17 protein-coding genes and 1 pseudogene are annotated in these 21077 nt (G+C 62.8%); 4 read left to right on the top strand and 14 right to left on the bottom strand.

Going from position 1 to position 21077, the window contains the following annotated elements:
* Positions 1-210: 210 nt before the first annotated feature.
* Together DOM57_RS10870 and DOM57_RS10865 are read right to left on the bottom strand one after the other, a co-directional pair.
* Positions 211-879, bottom strand: a complete 669-nt coding sequence (locus DOM57_RS10870; protein WP_420820225.1) for an ABC transporter ATP-binding protein — start codon at positions 877-879, stop codon at positions 211-213.
* Between the two features lie 40 nt (positions 880-919).
* Positions 920-2161 carry a lipoprotein-releasing ABC transporter permease subunit gene (locus tag DOM57_RS10865; protein WP_110649214.1) on the bottom strand — a complete coding sequence of 414 codons (1242 nt, stop codon included), beginning with the start codon at positions 2159-2161 and terminating at the stop codon, positions 920-922.
* A gap of 263 nt (positions 2162-2424) precedes the next feature.
* Here DOM57_RS10865 and DOM57_RS10860 point away from each other — a divergent pair, with 263 nt between their 5' ends.
* The 3 genes from DOM57_RS10860 to DOM57_RS10850 all read left to right on the top strand — a co-directional run bounded on the left by DOM57_RS10860 (position 2425) and on the right by DOM57_RS10850 (position 5416).
* Positions 2425-3477 (top strand): agmatine deiminase family protein, encoded by a 1053-nt coding sequence (locus DOM57_RS10860; protein ID WP_110649213.1) that lies wholly within the window; start codon positions 2425-2427, stop codon positions 3475-3477.
* A gap of 9 nt (positions 3478-3486) precedes the next feature.
* Positions 3487-4386, top strand: a complete 900-nt coding sequence (locus DOM57_RS10855) for a carbon-nitrogen hydrolase (protein WP_110649212.1) — start codon at positions 3487-3489, stop codon at positions 4384-4386.
* A 121-nt stretch (positions 4387-4507) separates the two neighbouring features.
* A complete protein-coding gene (locus tag DOM57_RS10850; RefSeq protein WP_110649211.1) occupies positions 4508-5416 on the top strand; it encodes a DNA replication terminus site-binding protein in 909 nt (302 codons plus the stop codon).
* Between the two features lie 8 nt (positions 5417-5424).
* On the opposite strand, the gene DOM57_RS10845 is transcribed toward DOM57_RS10850, so the two are convergent.
* The 11 genes from DOM57_RS10845 to DOM57_RS10795 all read right to left on the bottom strand — a co-directional run bounded on the left by DOM57_RS10845 (position 5425) and on the right by DOM57_RS10795 (position 16189).
* Complete coding sequence (locus DOM57_RS10845) at positions 5425-5709, bottom strand: YrhK family protein (RefSeq protein ID WP_110649210.1); 285 nt, start codon at positions 5707-5709, stop codon at positions 5425-5427.
* A gap of 8 nt (positions 5710-5717) precedes the next feature.
* Positions 5718-7109, bottom strand: a complete 1392-nt coding sequence (sthA, locus tag DOM57_RS10840) for a Si-specific NAD(P)(+) transhydrogenase (protein ID WP_110649209.1) — start codon at positions 7107-7109, stop codon at positions 5718-5720.
* 80 nt (positions 7110-7189) lie between these two features.
* On the bottom strand, positions 7190-7447 hold the full coding sequence (gene nqrM, locus DOM57_RS10835) for a (Na+)-NQR maturation NqrM (protein ID WP_110649208.1): 258 nt from the start codon (positions 7445-7447) through the stop codon (positions 7190-7192).
* Complete coding sequence (locus DOM57_RS10830; protein ID WP_110649207.1) at positions 7444-8499, bottom strand: FAD:protein FMN transferase; 1056 nt, start codon at positions 8497-8499, stop codon at positions 7444-7446. The genes nqrM and DOM57_RS10830 overlap by 4 nt, the downstream gene beginning before the upstream one ends.
* Positions 8496-9728, bottom strand: a complete 1233-nt coding sequence (gene nqrF, locus DOM57_RS10825) for an NADH:ubiquinone reductase (Na(+)-transporting) subunit F (protein ID WP_110649206.1) — start codon at positions 9726-9728, stop codon at positions 8496-8498. The genes DOM57_RS10830 and nqrF overlap by 4 nt, the downstream gene beginning before the upstream one ends.
* 47 nt (positions 9729-9775) lie before the next feature.
* Positions 9776-10396: an NADH:ubiquinone reductase (Na(+)-transporting) subunit E gene (gene nqrE, locus DOM57_RS10820; protein ID WP_071233099.1), complete on the bottom strand. Its 621-nt coding sequence runs from the start codon at positions 10394-10396 to the stop codon at positions 9776-9778.
* Positions 10389-11069: an NADH:ubiquinone reductase (Na(+)-transporting) subunit D gene (locus tag DOM57_RS10815; RefSeq protein ID WP_110649205.1), complete on the bottom strand. Its 681-nt coding sequence runs from the start codon at positions 11067-11069 to the stop codon at positions 10389-10391. The genes nqrE and DOM57_RS10815 overlap by 8 nt, the downstream gene beginning before the upstream one ends.
* A 2-nt stretch (positions 11070-11071) precedes the next feature.
* On the bottom strand, positions 11072-11851 hold the full coding sequence (locus DOM57_RS10810) for a Na(+)-translocating NADH-quinone reductase subunit C (protein WP_110649204.1): 780 nt from the start codon (positions 11849-11851) through the stop codon (positions 11072-11074).
* The gene (locus DOM57_RS10805; protein WP_110649203.1) at positions 11848-13080 is read right to left on the bottom strand and encodes an NADH:ubiquinone reductase (Na(+)-transporting) subunit B; all 1233 of its coding nucleotides are present in this window, start codon (positions 13078-13080) and stop codon (positions 11848-11850) included. The genes DOM57_RS10810 and DOM57_RS10805 overlap by 4 nt, the downstream gene beginning before the upstream one ends.
* 2 nt (positions 13081-13082) lie before the next feature.
* Positions 13083-14432, bottom strand: a complete 1350-nt coding sequence (locus tag DOM57_RS10800; protein WP_110649202.1) for a Na(+)-translocating NADH-quinone reductase subunit A — start codon at positions 14430-14432, stop codon at positions 13083-13085.
* A 305-nt stretch (positions 14433-14737) separates the two neighbouring features.
* Positions 14738-16189 carry a glyceraldehyde-3-phosphate dehydrogenase gene (locus tag DOM57_RS10795; RefSeq protein ID WP_110649201.1) on the bottom strand — a complete coding sequence of 484 codons (1452 nt, stop codon included), beginning with the start codon at positions 16187-16189 and terminating at the stop codon, positions 14738-14740.
* 298 nt (positions 16190-16487) lie between these two features.
* On the opposite strand from DOM57_RS10795, the pseudogene mfd reads away from it, so the two are divergent.
* Positions 16488-19841: pseudogene (mfd, locus tag DOM57_RS10790) on the top strand (transcription-repair coupling factor); the annotation flags it as partial.
* A gap of 57 nt (positions 19842-19898) precedes the next feature.
* Here the strand turns inward: mfd and DOM57_RS10785 are convergent.
* Positions 19899-21038 (bottom strand): metallophosphoesterase, encoded by a 1140-nt coding sequence (locus DOM57_RS10785; protein ID WP_204352930.1) that lies wholly within the window; start codon positions 21036-21038, stop codon positions 19899-19901.
* Between the last annotated feature and the right edge of the window lie 39 nt (positions 21039-21077).

Below are 21077 nucleotides of genomic sequence, written 5' to 3'. Positions count from 1 at the left end.
AGCGCAGCAACCGGAGCCTATGGGTATAGGTGAGGATTGCTAGCACCGCGCAACGCAGCGATTCGCCTGCGCAGCCATTTAAGCAGTGTTTCCTTCAAAATAACGCCGCCCTGGACGATAGATCGTCCAGGGCGGCGCAGGCTTTAGAGGATGTTGCAAAAACCAAGGCGCTCGTGATGTTTGCGATGCCTCTCCTGGGCCAGATGGGAATCAGGCCGGCGTGAGTCGCCCGTTGTCGAGGCGCAGCGTGCGATCCTGATGCGCCGCCAGCGACAGGTCGTGCGTCACCACCACGAAGGCGCATTCGGTGGTCGAGGCCAGCTCATCCATCAGCGCCAGGATATTGGCCGCCGTGGTCTGATCGAGGTTGCCGGTCGGCTCGTCCATCAAAACCAGGCTCGGGTCGGTGACCAGGGCCCGGGCGATGGCCACGCGCTGGCGCTCGCCGCCGGACAGTTCGCCGGGTTTGTGCTCGCCCCGCGGGGCCATCCCCACGCGGTCGAGCAGTTTGCGCGCACGCTCGGTGGCGGCCTTGCGCGTCTGTCCGCGAATGATCAATGGCAGCGCCACGTTCTCGGCGGCGGTGAACTCCGCCAACAGGTGATGGAACTGGTAGACGAAGCCGATGTAGCGATTGCGGAAGCGCCCCAGCGCCGCTTCCCCCAGGCCGGCCAGGGATTGGCCGCCGATCACGACCTCGCCGTCGGTGGGACGATCCAGCCCGCCCAGCAGATTGAGCAGGGTCGTCTTGCCCGAGCCGGAACTGCCGACCACCGCCACGCGCTCCCCCGCCCGCACCTGCATGTCCAGACGATCCAGCACGGTGAGATCCTGCGGTCCTTCGCTGTAGACCCGCGTCAGTTGGCGACAGTCGAGCATGATGTTGTCTCCGCCTGCGGAAGACGACCGAGAGGAAAGATCATTCATAGCGCAACACCTCCGCCGGCTGGATACGCGCCGCTCGCCAGGCGGGATAAAGAGTCGACAGGAACGTCAGCACGAAGGCGCTGGAGACGATCACGCCCACGTCGCTCCACTCGAGCCGCGACGGCAGATAACTGATGAAATAGACGTTGGGGTCGAGGAACTGGATTCCGGTCACGGCCTGGAACCAGGCAATGATGTCAGAAACGGTAAGCGCCAGAACGATGCCGGCGACGACCCCGATCACGATGCCGATGATGCCGATCGCCAGCCCCTGAACCATGAAGATGCCCATGATCGACTTCGGCGTGGCGCCGATGGTACGCAGGATGGCGATGTCGGCGTGCTTGTCGGTCACCACCATGACCAGCGTGGAGACGATGTTGAATGCCGCCACGGCGACGATCACCATCAGCAACAGGCCGATCATGTGCTTTTCCATCTGGATCGCCTGGAACAGGTTGCCGTGGGTGTAGGTCCAGTCCAGGCCGCGATAGCCCGCCCCCAGCGACGAGACGATATCGCGCGTCACCGGCCCGGCCTGGAACAGGTCGTCGAGTTCCAGACGCAGACCATCGACCTTGTCGCCCAACCGCGCCAGGGCCTGCATGTCCTCGATGTTGGCGTAGGCCAGGTTGGCATCGAGATCGGCACCGACCTTGAAAATGCCGCTGACGGTAAAGCGCTTCAGCCGCGGGAAGACGCCGCCCGGCGTGATCGAGGCCTCCGGTACCAGCAGCGTGACGCGGTCACCGACGCCGACGCCCAGGTTGCGCGCCAGCAGATCGCCGAGCACCACGTGCCAGCTGCCGGGCGACAGATCGTCGAGAGAGCCTGACTGCATGTGCTGATCGATGATCGACACCTTGTGCTCGTACTCCGGCTGGATGCCGGTCACCAGCGCACCCTGGGTGCGCCCGCTGGCCGAGAACATGCCCTGCTGCTGCACGTATGGCGCGACGCCGATGACATCGCGATGCTGGCCGAGGCGCTCGGCCAGCGCCTTCCAGTCCTGCATTCCGCCCTGCTGCTCGATACGGGTGTGCGGCACCATGCCGAGGACCCGCGTGCGCAGCTCATGATCGAAGCCGTTCATCACCGACAGCACCAGAATGAGTACCGCGACACCCAGCGCCAGCCCCAACATCGAAGTCAGGGAAATAAAGGAGATGAAATGGTTACGTCGTTTGGCCCGGACGTATCTCAGGCCCACCAGAAAGGGTAAACGGTCGAGCATCGGGTTCGCTTCCTTGTCAGCAGCGGCTCATGTTACGGGTTTTGCCGGTTCCCGCAAACGCCTCATTCCAGGCCGGATTTGCGGCTTGCCAGCCGCTTGGCGCGAGCTACACTGGCGCCTGACGAGAGGTGGCGTCGGTCTTCGGTCCGGGGACTCTCGAAAGTTCGCAAATCTCGCTTGCATCACTACAGCCAGGCTCTACAATTCGCGTCCAATCCAAGGGCCGCGTCCAGCCCAAGAGTGGCGCCCTTATGGAGACCGTCATGAATCCGCGTCTGTTCCCCGAATGGCACCCCCAGGACGCCATTCAACTGACCTGGCCGACGCCCACCAGCGACTGGGCCCCGCTGCTCGATCGTATCGAAGCGACGATGGAAGCCATGGCCGTGGCCATAACCCGGTATCAGCCCATCCTGGTCAGCGTGCACGACGCCGAACAGCGCGAACGCCTCATTCGTCGATTCGACTCTCTGGGCATAGCCGTCGAAAACCGGCACTTCGTACTGGCCGACAGCGACGACACCTGGGCCCGCGATCACGGCCCGATCGCCATCGAGCGGGACGGGCGAGTCGAATTGCTGGACTACGTGTTCACCGGCTGGGGCGGCAAATTCGCCGCCGAGCGCGACGACCGTCTGACCCGAACGCTGGCTTCCCTGGGCGTCTTCGACGCGCCGGTCTCCTCCCGCGACTTCGTCCTCGAAGGTGGCGCCATCGAAGCGGACGGCGAAGGCACGCTGCTGACCACCAGCGCTTGCCTGCTCAATCCCAATCGCAACCCGGGGCTCGGCCGCGAGGCGATCGAAGCGCGCCTGGAAAACGACCTCGGCGTGTCGCGAGTCCTCTGGCTCGAGCACGGTCATCTCGAGGGCGACGACACCGACAGCCATATCGATACCCTGGCGCGCTTCTGCGATCCGGCGACGATCGCCTACGTACGCTGCGACGATCCGCAGGATAGCCACTACGAAGCTCTCGCCGCCATGGAACGCGAGCTCAAGGCACTGCGCCGCGAGGATGGTTCGCCCTATCGTCTGCTGGCGCTGCCCTGGCCCAAGGCCTGCTTCGACCCGGACGACGGCCACCGGCTGCCGGCGACCTACGCCAACTTTCTGATCATCAACGGCGCCGTACTGGTTCCGACCTACGGCGACGCTGCCGATTTCCGAGCGTTGCAGGTATTGAGCGACGCCTTTCCCGGACGCGACGTGATCCCGATCGACTGCCGCGCCGTCATCCGCCAGCATGGCAGCCTCCATTGCCTGACCATGCAGTTGCCGCGCGGGTCGCTGAACCCCGCGCTCTCCCCACCTTAAGGAGAGATCATGTCCAAGACGCTCAAGGTCGGCCTGGTCCAGCAGCAAGCCTGGCCGGAAAAGCAACGCAGCCTCGAGGCCAGCGAAGCGGGCATCCGCGATCTTGCAGGCCGGGGTGCCGAACTGGTGCTGCTTCAGGAGTTGCACGCGACGCACTATTTCTGCCAGTGCGAAGACCCCGATCTGTTCGATCTCGCCGAACCGCTGGATGGCCCGACCGCCCGGAAGCTGGCCGCATTGGCCAAGGAGCTCGACATCGTCCTCGTCGGTTCGCTCTTCGAACGGCGTGCCGCCGGGGTCTACCACAACACCGCCGTGGTGATGGACCGTGCCAGGGGTCGCGTCGGTCACTATCGCAAGATGCACATTCCCGACGATCCCGGCTTCTACGAAAAGTTCTACTTCACCCCGGGCGACAGCGACGAAGCGCAGGGTTTCGAGCCGATCGACACCTCCGTCGGCCGGCTCGGCGTACTGGTATGCTGGGATCAATGGTATCCGGAAGCAGCGCGCCTGATGGCGCTGGCCGGTGCCGAGCTACTGCTCTACCCGACCGCGATCGGCTGGCATCCGCCGGATGACTTGCCCGAGAAGCAGCGCCAGAAGGACGCCTGGACGCTGATCCAGCGCTCCCATGGCGTCGCCAACGGGCTGCCGGTCATCGTCGCCAACCGGGTCGGCCATGAGCCGGACCTGTCCAAGGTCAGCCCCGGCATCGACTTCTGGGGTGGCAGCTTCATCTGCGGTCCGCAGGGAGAATTGCTGGCCCATGCCGGCGAGGAGAGCGAAAACCTGCTGGTCGAGCTCGACCTCTCCCACAGCGAACAGGTGCGCCGCATGTGGCCCTACCTGCGCGATCGTCGAATCGACGCCTATGGCGACTTGACGCGCCGCTACCGCGACCGTTGAGACTTCCTTAAACACCGGCTGCGCCCGCCGAGATCCCGGACGCAGCCCAACCACGGCTCGGTGGACACCAGGGTAGGGATAACGGTATAAAGTTGGCTAGGGACACCAACGGACATCGATCATGGAGCTACAATACCGACTGCTGGCCGAACTGGAAGCCGATTTCGATCGTCTGATCGAAACCGTCGACCAATTGGCCAGCACCTACGCCGCTTCGCCGACACCGACGTGGGCGCTGGGCGATGTCAACGTCGATGCGCATTGGCTCAGACGCGCTCTGACCGATTTCTGGTATCAGGATGGCCAGGACGGCCGCGAGACCCGCAACTATATCGCCCTGATCGTCGCCGGCCCCGAACTCATGGAGCAGGTGCATGCCGTCAACGCCAGCAAAGCGAGCTTCGCCGCCATCTTGAAGCATATTCGCGAATCGGCCCCCAAGCTGATCCCGGAGATCAAGGCGGTGCTGCCGTTCAGGCATCCGGTACTGCACGATCATCTGCGTGGCCAAGGTCTCGCCCGACTGCATCTCAAGCAGTGCTGGCGCCAGCTGCCCGTGGCCGATGCCCCGCTGTCACGGGTACGTCTGGCGTGGTACACCAGCGGCCGCTCGATCAAGCGCCTGAGCGTGCGGGAAGCCGAGGACAAGCTCAAGCGGATGGACCAGGCGGCTCCCCATATTCGGATTCAGCTGCGCAAGCTCGCTGACGTTCCGGATGGAGAGCCGCTGGCGCAGATCCAGCAACAGGCGCCGGTGATGCGGGCCAATCTGTTCTTCCGCGAAGCCCTGGAGGATGGCCGCATGCGCCGGGCAATGAATCTGCCGCTGCCACTGTTCATTCCCGACCCGACGCTCAGGCTGCCCCACCGCAACGACCCGCCGATCCGACCGCCGGCCACACGCACCCGCGCCAAGCGCTCCGACCAACGGCTCGAAGACGAACCCTTCCTGCCCAGTTTACGGGTTTATCGCTATCGCAATCCGGCGCTGCAGATCGCCATCGATAAACAGCGTGACGAGCAACGGTGATCGCCGGCTTAGAAATCCTGTGCGCTGGCGGGCAGATGCTTGAGCCTGATGTGCCGATGCAGGCGAATCAGCGGGCGGATCGTCAATTGAAGACTTCCGATCACGAATAGCCATACACCGACGGTCATCACCGTGCCCTCGAAGAAGAAGCAGATACTGCCGACGGTGAATACCAGGCCGAGGATCAAGTCATTGCAGATGCTGGCGATTTCGTAGCGCTGGTGAAGCACCAGCTCTTCCCGCCCCAGCGTGTAAATGACCGTCTGATCGTCGGCCTTGGCATCGTGTTGCATGTAACGCCTCAAAACAGTCGGTTCAAGCCGTTCTGCGCCGCGATGCGGTACGCCTCGGCCATGGTGGGATAATTGAAGGTGGTGTTGATGAAGTAACGCAGGGTATTCGCCTCGCCCTTCTGCTGCATGATCGCCTGTCCGATATGGACGATCTCGGAGGCCTGGTCACCGAAGCAGTGAATCCCGAGAATCTCCAGCGTTTCGCGGTGGAACAGAATCTTGAGCATCCCGGCGGTGTCTCCGGTGATCTGTGCCCGGGCGGTATCCTTGAAGAACGCCTGGGCAACCTCGTAGGGCACCTTGGCCTCGGTCAGCTCACGCTCGGTTTTGCCGACCGAACTGATCTCCGGAATGGTGTAGATCCCGGTGGGAATATCGTCGACGAAACGAAAGTCTTCGCCCAGGAACTCATCACTGGCACTGCGCCCCTGGTCGTAGGCGGCACTGGCCAGGCTCGGCCAGCCGATGACGTCGCCTACGGCATAGATGTGCCCAACCGCCGTGCGATAATGGTCATCGACCTGTAGCTGGCCGCGGCCGTTGGGCTCCAACCCGATGTTCTCGAGACCGAGTTCGTCGGTGTTGCCGGTACGCCCGTTGGCCCACAGGAAGGCATCGGCACGCAGACGCTTGCCGGACTCGAGATTGACCACGACGCCGGCCTCGTCGCCCTCGACGCTGCGATACGCCTCGTTGTGGCGAATCAGCACGCCGTAGTTGCGCAGCTCGTAGGAGAGCGCATCGCTGATTTCGTCATCGAGAAACGACAACAGGCGTTCCCGGGTATCGATCAGATCCACCTTGACGCCGAGTCCGGAAAAGATCGACGCGTACTCCGAACCGATGACGCCAGCGCCGTAGATGATCAGCGTGCGCGGCGTGTGCGACAGCCCCAGGATGGTATCGGAGCAGTAGATTCGTGGATGGCGGAAATTGACGTCCGCCGGGCGATACGGGCGCGAGCCCGTGGCGATCACAAACTGCGGCGCACAGAGTTCCTCGACCCCTTCGTGATTGTCGCGTACCACGACCGTGTTTTCGTCACGAAAGCGAGCGATGCCGAAGAACAGATCGATGCGATTACGCGCATAGAACTGGGTTCGCAGTTCGACCTGTTGATCGATGGTCACGCGGGAGCGTTCGAGCACCTTGGGGAACGAAAACCAGCGCGGCTCGCCGATATCACGGAACATGCGGTTAGTGTTGAACTGCATGATCTGCTTGACCTGATGGCGCAGCGCTTTTGAAGGGATCGTGCCCCAGTGCGTGCAGTTGCCACCCACCGACGACTGCCGCTCCACCACCGCGACCCGCTTACCGTGCTTGGCCGCATTGATGGCGGCACTCTCTCCGGCGGGACCCGAGCCGATGACCACGACATCGTAGTTGTAGACTGCCATGTGCTTCGCCTGCTCCTTAACTTGGCTTGTGACGTTGAGACGGCCCTCGCCGGCCAGCGAATGGAGGAAAACGGTCTCGATCAGCGCTTGACCGCGTTGTAACCCAAATCGGCGCCACGGTTCTCGTCGCTGCGCCGGCGGGCACTGGCGCCATTCTTGCGGCTCTCTTCCTCGCAGACCTTGTCATTACCGCCACAAATCTCGCAACCGCTCTTCAGCCCCAGGGTATTGAGCCCGCCACAGGAGCCGCTAATCGGCTTGCGCCCGAGAATGACACCAATCGCCATGCCGGCGACCAGCAACAGCATGATGGCGAAGGCCAGAATCCAGATCGTCATGATTGATCCTCCTCATCGGCATCCTGGAGGTAGTCTTGAAAAGCCTCGGATACCCGTGTTTCGAAACCATCAGTGGTTTTGACAACCAGATAGACCGCCAGGTTTTCGCGTTTAGCCATCTCGAAGCCGGCTTCGGGGCCGAGAACGTCGACGGCCGTCGCCAGCGCATCGGCGGTCATGCAATCCGCTGCCAGCACGGTGACGGATACCAGATGGTGCGTGATGGGGCGACCGGTACGAGGGTCGATGGTGTGCGAATAGCGTTTGCCATTTTCCTCAAAGTAGTTGCGATAGTCGCCCGAGGTCGCCACCGCCGAGCCATCCAGCTCAATGATACGCTGGACGGCCCGCTCATTCGAGACCGGCTTCTCGACGGCAATCCGCCACGGCTGGCCGTCTGGCTTGTCGCCCCTGGTACGAATCTCGCCACCGACCTCGACCAGGTAGCTCGTCACGCCCTGGGCATCGAGCGCTCTGGCTACCTGATCGACACCATATCCCTTGGCGATCGCCGAGAGATCGACGTAGACCGGTTTCGACTTCGTGAGCGTATTGCCGTCGAGATGCAGGGCCCGGTAATCGACCTGCTCCAGTGCCGCCGCCACCCGCGCATCGCTGGGAATCCGGTCGGGATGCTTGTCGGGCCCGAAGCCCCACAGATTCACCGCCGAGCCGATGGTGACATCGAAGGCACCGTCCGACATGTCGCCGATACGGATCGCCTCGCGCACCACTTCGGCGGTTTCCGGCGAAAGCTCGAAAGGTTGCCCGACCGGCGCCCGATTGAAGCGTGAAAGCTCCGAATCCGGCTTGTAGGTCGACATCAGCCGATCGACCTTGTCGAGCGACGCCTTGACCGACTGTTCGATCTCGGCCAACCGGTCGTCATCGTAGTCGCCATAGAAGGTGACGTGAAAGCCGGTGCCGAAGATCGGCCCCTCCAGCCGGTAGGACTGAGGTTCGCGCTCGCACCCGGCCAGCAGTGCGATAAGCAACAGGGCCAACCCCCAGAGGATTGGCCCTGCCACATTGCGCTGTGAAGCCGGGATCATCCGCCAAAATCATCCAGCATGATGTTTTCCGGCTCGACGCCGAGGTCGGTCAGCATCTTGATCACCGAAGCGTTCATCATCGGCGGCCCGCACATATAGTACTCGCAATCCTCGGGTGCCGGATGATCCTTGAGATAGTTCTCGTAGAGCACGTTATGGATGAACCCGGTAGGGCCTTCCCAGTTGTCTTCCGGCTGCGGATCGGAGAGCGCCAAATGCCACTCGAAGTTGTCGAACTCCTCGGCCAGCTGGTCGTACTCCTCGTTGTAGAACGTCTCGCGCCAGGAGCGCGCGCCGTACCAGAACGACATCTTGCGCTTGGACTTGAGGCGCTTGAGCTGGTCGAAGATGTGGCTGCGCATCGGCGCCATGCCCGCGCCACCACCGATGAACACCATCTCGGCGTCGGTGTCCTTGGCGAAGAACTCGCCGAAGGGGCCCATCACGGTGACCTTGTCGCCCGGCTTCAGATTGAAGACGTAGGTCGACATCAGCCCTGGCGGATGGCTCGAGTTGGGCGGCGGCGTGGCGATACGGATGTTGAACTTGAGGATGCCCTTCTCCTCGGGATAGTTCGCCATCGAATAGGCGCGGATCACCTCTTCGGTGTTCTTGTGGGAGATGTCGAACAGCTTGAACTTCTCCCAATCGCCCCGGTACTCCTCGGCGATGTCGAAGTCGGAGAACTTGATGTCGTAGGGCGGCGCCACCAGCTGCACGTAGCCACCGGCACGGAACGCCACCTCTTCGCCTTCGGGGAGCTTGAGATTGAGCTCCTTGATGAAGGTGGCGACGTTGGGATTCTCGATGACCTCGCACTCCCATTTCTTGACCCCGAAGACCTCGTCGGGCACGCGGATCTTCATGTCCTGCTTGACCGGCACCTGGCAGGAGAGCCGCCAGCCCTCCTTCTTCTCGCGCAGCGTGAAGTGAGACTCCTCGGTTGGCAGGATCGAGCCGCCGCCTTCACTCACCTGGCACTTGCACTGCGCGCAGGAGCCGCCGCCGCCGCAGGCGGACGACAGGAAGATGCCGTTGGCTGCCAGGGTCTGCAGCAGTTTGCCGCCCGCCTGTGTCGTCACGGTGTTGTCGGGATCGCCGTTGATCTCGATCGCCACGTCGCCGCTGCTCACCAGACGACTGCGCGCGGCCAGGATGACCGCCACCAGGCCCAGCACGATCACGGTGAACATGACGACGCCGAGCACGATGATGGATGTATCGACCATGTCGGTTTCCTATTTCCCTAATTACGTTGGCGTCAGAAACGCTGCGTTCAAAGCTGGATGCCGGAGAACGACATGAAGCCCAGCGACATCAGGCCGGCCGTGATGAAGGTGATGCCCAGGCCCTGCAGACTGCCCGGTACGTCGCTGTACTTGAGCTTCTCGCGGATACCCGCCAGCGCCATGATCGCCAGTGCCCAGCCGGCGCCGGCGCCGGCGCCGTAGATCACCGATTCGCCAAAGGTGTAGTCACGCTGCACCATGAACAGCGATGCCCCCATGATGGCGCAGTTGACGGTGATCAGCGGCAGGAACACACCCAGCGCGTTGTAGAGCGCCGGCACGAACTTGTCGAGGAACATCTCGAGAATCTGCACGATCGCCGCAATGACGCCGATATAGCTCAACAGTCCCAGGAAGCTGAGGTCGATGTTCTCGGCCCCTTCCAGCCCGGTCCAGCTCAACGCCCCGGCTTTCAACAGATAGTTGAGGATCAGGTTGTTGACCGGCACGGTGATGGTCAGCACCACGACGACGGCGATACCGAGGCCGATGGCCGAGGAGATCTTCTTGGAGACGGCCAGGAAGGTACACATCCCCAGGAAGAACGCCAATGCCATGTTCTCGACGAAGACCGCCTTGACGAACAGGCTGAGATAGTGCTCAAACATTGGCGGTCTCCTTGATCTTGGTCTTGCTGTTGGCAACGATGCGGTATTCGGTCTTCTCGATCTGGTCCGGGTTGAGCGTACGCAGGACCCAGATCAGCAGACCGATGACGAAGAACGCCGACGGCGGCAACAGCATCAGGCCGTTGGGGACGTACCAGCCACCGTTCTGAATGGTCGGCAGGATGGTCAGGCCAAACACGCTGCCGGAACCCAGCAGTTCGCGAATGAAGCCGACGATCAGCAGGATCACCGCATAACCCAGGCCATTGCCGACACCATCGAGGAAACTCATCACCGGACCGTTCTGCATGGCGTAGGCTTCGGCGCGCCCCATGACGATACAGTTGGTGATGATCAGGCCGACGAACACCGACAGCTGCTTGGACATGTCGTAGGCGTAGGCACGCAGCACCTGGTCGACCACGATGACCAGCGAGGCGATGATGGTCATCTGTACGATGATACGAATCGACGATGGAATGTGGTTGCGAATCAACGAAACGAACATGCTGGAGCAGGCCGTGACGGCGATGACCGCCAGACCCATGACCAGCGATACGCTCATGGAGTTGGTCACCGCCAGCGCCGAACAGATCCCTAACACCTGCAAGGCGATCGGATTGTTCTTGAAGACCGGTGATAGGACAACGTCTTTTACGGAATCCGTAGCCATTTTCACGCTCCTCCCTGGGAATCGTCGTGGAACCGGGCCAGATACCGGGCGTAACCCTGATCACTCAGCCAGAACCGCAACATGTTGGTGACACCTCGACTGGTGAGCGAGGCTCCCGACAGTGCATCGACTTCGTATTCGTCGCTGGCACCGCCTTTCACGAGTTGAATCTGAGGGTCCTGATAATCGTCCCCCTCGTAGATCTTCTTGCCATCCCACTGGGCCTTCCAGCGCGGATTGTCGACCTCGCCGCCCAGCCCCGGAGTTTCCGACTGATCATAGTAGGACAGCCCCACGATAGTATTGCCGTCGCCGCGCACCGACAAGAAGCCTTCCATCAGCCCCCATAGTCCCTGGCCACGAATCGGCATCACGATCTGGTCAGGATCGTCGGGATCGCCGACCAGATAGACCGTGGAGAATTTCTCCTGACGGCCAATCCCCGCAATATCCTGATCGCCCGACAGCGTGCGTGAGGTCGCCGGATCGTTGGCAGCCGCGAATTGATCGTAGCTGTTCGGATCGAGGTCGTCGGAATATTCGCCGGTCTCTAGATTGACCACTCGCGGGGTGATCAATTCGGCGTACTTCTCCTCGACGTCGTCGCCGGGGCGATAGAGCTGGGTCACCTGCAGAATGTTGCTCTTGCGATCCAGTTCCTGATTCTGCACCTGCTTCGGCTTCAGCACCACGGCCGCGGAAGACACCACCACCGAGCAGACGACACAGAGGGAAAACGCAACGATCAGCGTCTTCTTGATCGAGTTGTTGCTCGCCATCAGACAGCCTCCTTCTCGGCAGGCGCCAGGGTCGCGAGGCGCTTCTGGCGACGCTTGACGTTGGCCTGCACGAAGATGTGATCAATGAGTGGCGCGAACAGGTTGGCGAACAGAATCGCCAGCATGATGCCCTCGGGGAAAGCCGGGTTGACCACGCGGATCAGTACCGTCATGACCCCGATCACCGCACCGAAGATCAGCTTGCCGGGATTGGTCATTGAGGCCGACACCGGATCGGTAGCCATGAACACCATGCCAAAGGCGAATCCGCCGAGCACCAGGTGCCAGTACCAGGGTATCGCGAACATCGGGTTGCTGTCGGAACCCACGGCATTGAATAGCAGTGACGTCAGAATCATGCCGATCATCACCCCGGCCATGATTCGCCAGGAAGCGATACGCGTGAGCAGCAGTACCGCGGCGCCGATCAGGATCGCCAGCGTCGACGTCTCGCCGACGGAGCCCTGCATGAAACCGAAGAAGGCATCCCACCAGCTGTACTGCTGATGCAGCCCTTCCATGCCGTTGAGCGAGGCGTTGGAGAGCGCGGTGGCACCGGTATAGCCATCGGCCGGCACCCAGACGCTATCGCCGGAGATCTGCGCCGGGTAGGCGAAGTAGAGAAAGGCACGGCCGGTCAGCGCCGGATTGAGGAAGTTCTTGCCGGTACCGCCGAAGATCTCCTTGCCGATCACCACGCCGAAGGTAATGCCGAGCGCCACCTGCCACAGTGGAATCGTCGCCGGCAGGACCAGGGCGAACAGTACGGAAGTGACGAAGAAGCCTTCGTTGACCTCATGGCCGCGCTTGATCGCGAACAGCACCTCCCATAAGCCACCGACCACAAAGGTCACGAAATAGATCGGCAGGAAATAGGTCGCGCCGAGCACGAAATTGGCCCAGATACTGCCGGGGTCATGGCCGCCGGCGAGGGCCATCGTCAGCGCCTCGCGCCAGCCGCCGATCGCACTGAAACCGTCGGCGATCGCCAGGTTGGCCTGAAGGCCGGCGTTGTACATGCCGAAGAACATGGCCGGAAAGGTGCAGAACCAGACCGTGATCATGATGCGCTTGAGATCGATCCCGTCGCGCACGTGGGTCATGCTCTTGGTCACGTTGGGCGGCGAATAGAAAATGGTATCGACCGCCTCGTACAGGGCGTAGAACTTCTCGTACTTGCCGCCCTTCTCGAAATGAGGCTCAAGCTTGTCGAGCGTGTTACGAATCCCCATCGTCAGGCCTCTTTCTCGATCGTGGTCAGGTTGTCACGCAGGATCGGACCGTACTCGTACTTGCCCGGGCACACGTAGGTACACAGCGACAGGTCTTCCTCATCCAGCTCCAGGCAGCCGAGCTGCATCGCCGTCTCGATATCGCCGACGATCAGCGCACGCAAAAGCTGCGTGGGCAGGATATCCAGCGGCATCACCTTCTCGTAGGCGCCGATCGGCACCATGGCGCGCTCGGAACCGTTGGTCGAGGTGTTGGGCGCATAGTTGGGCAGCCCCAGGAACTGGGATACGTAGATGCCCATTACCGAGTGACGATTGCGACCCGGCGACAGCCAACCCATGAAAGCGCGCTTGTTGCCCTCCTCGATCAGCGAGAACTGGCGATGGAAGCGGCCCAGATACTGGCGACTGCCCTCGCACTGCGCGCCACCGAAGATCGAGCCGGAAATGACGCGGGTATCTTCCGGCTTCTCGATTTCGCCCTCGAGCAACTCCTGGCTGCTGGCGCCCAAACGGGTGCGGACCAGACGCGGATTCTTGGCCCGAGGCCCACCGATCGCAACCACGCGGGTGGGATCGAAACGACCTTCGACGAACAGCCGGCCGATGGCGATCACGTCCTGGTAGTCGAGATGCCAGACCTGGCGCTGCAGGCCGACCGGCGACAGGAAATGGATATGCGTTCCCACCAGGCCCGCGGGATGCAGGCCATCGAATCCCTCGGCCCGGATGCCTTCGAGATCATCTCCCGGCAGCTGGGCATTGCCACGGCGACAGACGAAGACCTTGCCTTCGGTCAGGTGACGGATGACCTGCAGGCCATGACGGAAGGCGTCGCTGGACTCATCGATCACCACTTGGGGATCGGCTGCCAGCGGATGGGTATCGATCGCGGTGACGAAGATATCGGCGGGTACCGCATCGAGCGCCGGGGTGCGCGAAAAGGGGCGGGTTCGCAGCGCCGTCCACAGACCGGAAGCGACCAGTTGCTCGATCACCTGCGAGCGCGACAACGAGTCGAGCGCATCAATGCCATGCGCGGTGAAGCTCTCGCTCTGTTCGTCCTCGTCGAGCTTGATGACCACCGACAACAGGCGACGCTTCTCGCCCCGGTTGATGGCGATCACCTCACCTGCCCCCGGCGCGGTGTAACGCACGCCGGCCACCTTCTTGTCGGTGAACAACACCTGCCCCTGCTTCACGCGGTCGCCTTCGCGGACCTCCATCGTCGGCTTCATGCCGACGTAGTCGGTCCCGAGCAGCGCGACGTGGCGCACGGCGCGCCCCTCGTCGATACGCTGCTCCGGCGCCCCCGCGATGGGGAGATCCAGGCCTCGTTTGACTTCGATCATAGTCTCGCCCAGTTGTCGAATCTGATGTACGTAAGGAAAGAGGTTCGACGGACGTCAGACATGTCCGGCATCCAGCAGCAGCGCCGTGGAGGAGGAAATGACGTCACGGAATCCAAATGCTTTTCTTATCAGAAAGGGTGACTTCCATGGTTCGCACACGACACGAACCACGCCAAAAAACGCGCACCATTATAATGACGCAAGCCTGGAAAGACTACTCACCGTCGGTGCATGCGCCCCCTATCCAAACGAAAAAGTCCCGACGGAGCCGGGACTTGCATTAGACCAAAGCCTAACATTTACCGTTAGCGGGTAGCGGGTAGGTAGCGATGCCTGACATTGGACATGTACTGCAGGATACGGACTACCTGGCAACTGTAGCCGAACTCATTGTCGTACCAGACATAGAGCACCGCCTGCTTGCCGTCGGCGATGGTGGCCTTGGCATCGACCACGCCGGCATGGCGATTGCCGACGAAATCAGACGATACCACCTCGGGCGAATCGACGTAGTCGATCTGCTTGTGCATCGGTGAGTGCAACGCCATCTGTCGCAGATAGTCGTTGAGCGAGTCGCGATCGGTAGCGCGCGAAAGCGACAGGTTGAGAATCGCCATCGACACGTTGGGCGTCGGCACGCGGATCGCGTTGCCGGTCAACTTGCCGGAGAGCTCGGGTAGCGCCTTGGCCACCGCCTTGGCCGCGCCGGTCTCGGTCAGCACCATGTTCAGCGGCGCGCTGCGACCACGGCGGTCGCCCTTGTGATAGTTGTCGATCAGATTCTGGTCGTTGGTATAGGAATGCACGGTCTCGACATGGCCGTGAACGATACCGAACTCGTCGTTGAGCGCCTTGAGCACCGGCACGATGGCATTGGTGGTACAGGAGGCCGCCGACACCAGGCGATCGTCGTCGCCGATCGACTCGTGGTTGATGCCATGAACGATGTTCTTGAGATCGCCCTTGCCCGGCGCGGTCAGCAGTACCTTGGCGACGCCCTTGGACTCGAGGTGCTGCGACAGCCCCTCGCGGTCGCGCCACTTGCCGGTGTTGTCGACGACGATGGCGTTGTCGATACCGTAGGCGGTGTAATCGACTTCCGCCGGCGAGTTGGCATAGATGACACGGATGACGTGACCGTTGGCGATCAGCGCCTGATTGTCATGGTCGACGTCGATCGAACCGGCGAACGGGCCATGCACCGAGTCACGACGCAGCAGGCTGGCACGCTTCTCCAGATCGTCACCGCTGCCACGCACCACGATCGCCCGCAGACGCAGCAGGTTGCCGCCGCCAGCCTTCTCGATCAGGATGCGCGCCAGAATCCGGCCGATACGGCCGAAGCCATAGAGCACCACGTCCTGCGGTTCGCCGCCCATGCCGCTGCTGTCATGGCGACCGACGATGTCGCTCAGTTCCCGTTCGAGGAAAGCACGGACGTCGCTCTCTCCGGATTTCTTGAACGCCACGCCCAGACGCCCGATATCGATGTGCGCCGGCCCCAGATCGAGCTCGACCATCGTCTTGACCATCGGCAGGGTATCGGCGACCGAGAGTTCGGTACCCTCCACCTTGCGCACGTAACGGTGATTCTTGAGGATACGCGTTACCGAGCGGTTGATCAGCGAACGGCCGAACAGCGAGGGAATCACGTTGTACTGGCGGTAGAGTTTACCCAGTAGCGGAATCATCTCCTCCGCGCGCGCCTCGTTGTCCTGCCACTCCTGGAAGACGGTATCGAGCTGTTCCTGACTCACAAGCGGGCCTCTCTCTAGTCGTTCGTGTTAGCCGTTCGGGGTCGTTCGATCGCGTTCGACTTGTCCAAAAACTGCCGTATTATCCGCACCCTACGAAACGAGCCGCAATCGCCGCGTAGTCGCAAAGGTTGTAGTTTCACTACAAAGGTCGAACACGGCCCGCGCCAGCGAGGCATCCGGCGAGCGTCAACGACCCCGGAAGAGCGTCCCGGGCCATGCCGCATGCGGTAACCTCCTGCTATCATCCCGTACACGCAAATTCGTTCATCGCCCCTATTTCTTCGCTACCGAAAGGCTCATGTCGCAATTCACTCCTCTCGCGCCGCCGCTGCCCACCGGCGTACGCGAAACGACCTACTGCCAGCTGCCCCATGGCAGCGCCGCCGCGTTGGCGCTCGCCCGCATGGCCGACGATGCCCCGCTACTGGTGGTCACGCCCGATACCGCGAGCGCCCAGCGTCTGGAGAGCGCCCTGCGCTTCTACGCCCGCACCCCGGTAATGCCTTTTCCGGACTGGGAAACGCTGCCCTACGACAGCTTCTCGCCGCATCAGGACATCGTCTCGGCACGACTGCGCACGCTGCGGGAACTGCAGGAAGGCACGCAGGGCATCGTGCTGGTGCCGGTCAACACGCTGATGCAGCGCCTGCCCCCGCGGGACTACGTGGCGGGCCGCGTACTCACGCTGTCGACCGGTGAGCGTCTCGACCGCGAGGGCTTTCGCGAGCGCCTCTCCCGGGCGGGTTACCGCGCCGTGGAAACGGTCTACGAGCCCGGCGAGTACGCCATGCGCGGCGCGCTGATCGATCTCTATCCGATGGGCACCGACGCACCGCTGCGCATCGACCTGTTCGACGATGAGATCGACAGTCTGCGCCGCTTCGATCCCGACACGCAGCGCTCGCAGGAGAAGGTCGCCCGCATCGAACTGCTGCCCGCGCACGAGTACTCGCTGTCGCGCTCGGCCATCGCCTGCTTCCGCGAAGGCTTCGAGACGCTGTTCGACGTCGATCCGCGCCAGTGCCCGCTCTATGTCGACGCCATCAAGGGCATCCCCTCCCCCGGCCTGGAGCAGTATCTGCCGCTGTTCTTCGAGCAGACGGCGACGCTGTTCGAGCATCTCGCCGAGGGTACGCGTGTCGCCCTGCTGCCGGAGGTCTTCGAAGCCGCCGAACACCATTGGCGCTCGATCGAGAGCCGCTACGAGAACCTGGGCGTCGACCCGACCCGCCCCCTGCTGCCGCCGGCCAAGGCGTTCGTGCCGGTGGCCGAAGTGTTCGCCGCCATCAAGCGTCATCCGCGGCTCGAGTTCGTGCGCGATGCCGAATCCCGCAATGCCATGGCCAGCATGACCCAGGCACCGCCGAGCGTGGCGATCAATGCCCGCGCCCAGCGTCCGCTGGCGACGCTCGAGCAGTTCCTGGCCAGCCATCGCGAGTCGCGCGTGCTGTTCGTGGCCGAATCCCGCGGTCGCCGCGAAGCGCTCGACGAGGCGCTGGCACCGTTGCAGCGAGACATCCCCCACGTCGAGAGTTGGCATGCTTTCCTGGAAGGCGATCAGCCTCACGCTATCGCCGAGGGCGGGCTTGAGGAGGGATTGTGGCTTGGCAACCCGGGGCTTGGCGATCCGGCAGTCGTGGTCATCACCGAGACCGAGCTCTACGGCGAGGTGGTGCGCCAGACCCGGCGCCGCGCCAAGGCCACCGATGACAACGAGCTCGCCGTGCGTCACCTGTCGGAGCTGCGCCCCGGCGCCCCGGTGGTGCACCAGCATCACGGTGTCGGCCGCTATCTGGGCCTGGAGACGCTGACCGCCGGCGGCCAGGCTGCGGAGTTTCTGGCGCTGGAATATGCCGGCGGCGCCAAGCTCTACGTCCCGGTCGACAACCTGCAGTTGATCTCGCGCTATGCGGGCGCCAGCGACGAACTGGCGCCGCTGCACAAGCTCGGCTCCGACAGTTGGGACAAGGCCAAGAAGAAGGCCGCCGAGAAGGTCCGCGATACCGCTGCCGAACTGCTCGACATCTATGCCCGGCGCGAGGCCCGCGAGGGCTTCGCCTGCGACATGCCCGGCGAGGAGTACGCCCGCTTCGCCGCCAGCTTCCCGTTCGAGGAGACGCCCGACCAGCAGGCAGCGATCGAAGCGGTGATCGCCGACATGACCGCACCGCGGCCGATGGATCGCGTGATCTGCGGTGACGTCGGCTTCGGCAAGACCGAAGTCGCCATGCGTGCGGCTTTCCTGGCGGTCAACTCCGGGCGCCAGGTGGTGGTGCTGGTACCGACCACCCTGCTCGCCCAGCAGCACTACGACAACTTCCGCGACCGTTTCGCCGACACCGCGGTGCAGATCGAGATGCTGTCGCGCTTCACCGGCGGCAAGGGCGAGAGTGACACCCTCAAGCGCATTGACGAAGGCCGCGCCGACATCGTAATCGGTACCCACAAGCTATTGTCGAAATCGATCAGGCTGCCCAACCTGGGACTTTTGATCATCGACGAGGAGCACCGCTTCGGGGTGGCGCAGAAGGAGCGCCTCAAGCAGTTGCGCGCCGAGGTCGACATTCTGACCCTGACCGCGACGCCAATCCCGCGTACGCTCAACATGGCCATGAGCGGCATTCGCGATCTATCGATCATCGCCACGCCACCGGCCCGCCGCCTGTCGGTCAAGACCTTCGTCCAGCAGCGCAACGAAGCGGTGGTCAAGGAAGCGATCCTGCGCGAGGTGCTGCGCGGCGGTCAGGTCTATTTCCTGCACAACGAAGTCAAGACCATCGAGGCCAGCGCCGACAAGCTGCGCGAACTGGTGCCGGAAGCCCGGGTCGGCGTGGCCCACGGCCAGCTACCGGAACGCGCGCTCGAACGGGTAATGTCGGATTTCTACCACAAGCGCTTCAACGTGCTGGTGTGCTCGACCATCATCGAGACCGGCATCGACGTACCCAGCGCCAATACCATCGTCATCGAGCGTGCCGACAAGTTCGGCCTGGCCCAGCTGCACCAGTTGCGCGGCCGCGTCGGGCGCAGTCACCATCAGGCCTACGCCTACCTGCTCACCCCGCCGCCCAAGGCGATGACCAAGGACGCCGTCAAGCGTCTCGAAGCGATCGCTCAGAGCGACGATCTGGGCGCCGGCTTCACCCTGGCCAGTCATGACATGGAGATTCGCGGCGCCGGCGAGTTGCTGGGCGACGAACAGAGTGGCCAGATGGAAACCGTCGGCTACAGCCTCTACATGCAGATGCTCGATCGCGCGGTGAAGGCGATCCGCGCCGGCAAGACGCCCAACATCGAGGCACCGCTCGACGAAGGCACCGAGATCAGCCTCAACCTGCCTGCCCTGATCCCCGACGACTACCTGCCGGACATCCAGCAGCGCCTGATCATGTACAAACGTATCAGCAGCGCCGCCAACGAAGGCGAACTCAAGGAGCTTCAGGTCGAGATGATCGACCGTTTCGGCCTGCTGCCGGCACCGCTGAAGACACTGTTCCGCCAGACCCGCCTGCGCCAGCGCGCCGAACGCCTCGGCATTTCACGACTGGAAGCCGGTCCGGAGCGAGGCCGGATCATTTTCGGTGCCGATCCACAGGTCGATCCCATGACGCTGGTCGAGTTGATCCAGCGCCANNAAGCCAAAATCAAACTACCACCACAAAATCCAACAACCGGTTTTTCACTTTTGACCTTTCTTACGGCTTAAAGCTTATGACTTACAGCTTCGAGCGGAGCTCGGGCACAGCCGAATCAGGGTTATCTCCGCCGGTGCGCCGAAGCGCATCGGCGGCCCCCAGTACCCGGTGCCGCGACTGGTGTAGACCCACATCCGGCCTTCCCGCCCCAGCCCGGCCAGAAAGCGATTGGCGCGGCGTGCCAGCAGGCTCCATGGCCAGATCTGCCCGCCATGAGTATGCCCCGAGAGCTGGAGATCGAAACCCGCCGCAGCCGCTGCCGGGGCAGAATTCGGCTGGTGGGCGAGCAGGATTCGCGATACGCCCGCGGGAATTCCCGCCGCCGCTGCGGCCGGATCACTATGATGCGAGGCGACGTAATACCCCGCGGAGAGATCCGGCACCCCGGCCACAGCCAGCGATGCGCCGTCGTGGTCGATCAGTTCGGATGCATTGACCAGTACCCGCAGGCCAAGCCGTTCGAACGCCTCGACCCAGGCCTCGGCTTCGCTGTAATACTCATGGTTGCCCGTCACGCAGATACAACCGTGACGGGCGGTCAGTGTCGACAGCGGCGCCACTTCGGCTTCGAGCTCCTTGACCCAGCCGTCGGTGATATCGCCGGTTACCGCAACCAGATCCGGCGACAAGGCATTGGCCCGCTCGACGATGCGCGCCAGATGCCGCCGCTTGATCGTCGGGCCGACGTGCAAATCGCTCAGCTGCACGATGGCGAAGTTCTCCAGCGCTGCCGGCAGCCCATCGAGCGGCACCCATACCTCGACCACTCGAGGCAGGCGCCGCGCCTGCCACAACGCGAAGCCCGCCAGCAACACGGTTGCGCCCAGCACCGCCCAGGCACTCCACAATCGCAACGCGGTCAAGGGTACCGCCAACGCCGACAGCAGCAACACCACGTCGCGCAGCACGGTCAGCCACAGCAGGAAGGAGAAAACGCCGGTCATCAACGCCACGGGCCAAGCCAGCCAGCGACCGTTGAGCCAGGTCACCCTGACCACCAGCGGCATGAGCAACGCACTCGCCAGCAGGTACGCACCTGCCAGCAGCGTCGCCATGCCGGACATATCCAGGCCCGGAAGCAGTCTGATACCCACATAGAGATGCAGCGCCAGCACGATCAGGCGCAGGCGTAGGAAAAATCGATGATGGCGCACGCTCACGCAGTCCTTTGCCTCGAATGGATGTTGCAACGA

The sequence above is a fragment of the Salinicola peritrichatus genome, assembly GCF_003206715.1.
Lineage (GTDB): Bacteria > Pseudomonadota > Gammaproteobacteria > Pseudomonadales > Halomonadaceae > Salinicola > Salinicola peritrichatus.
This window is presented reverse-complemented; position numbering and strand designations above follow the sequence as displayed.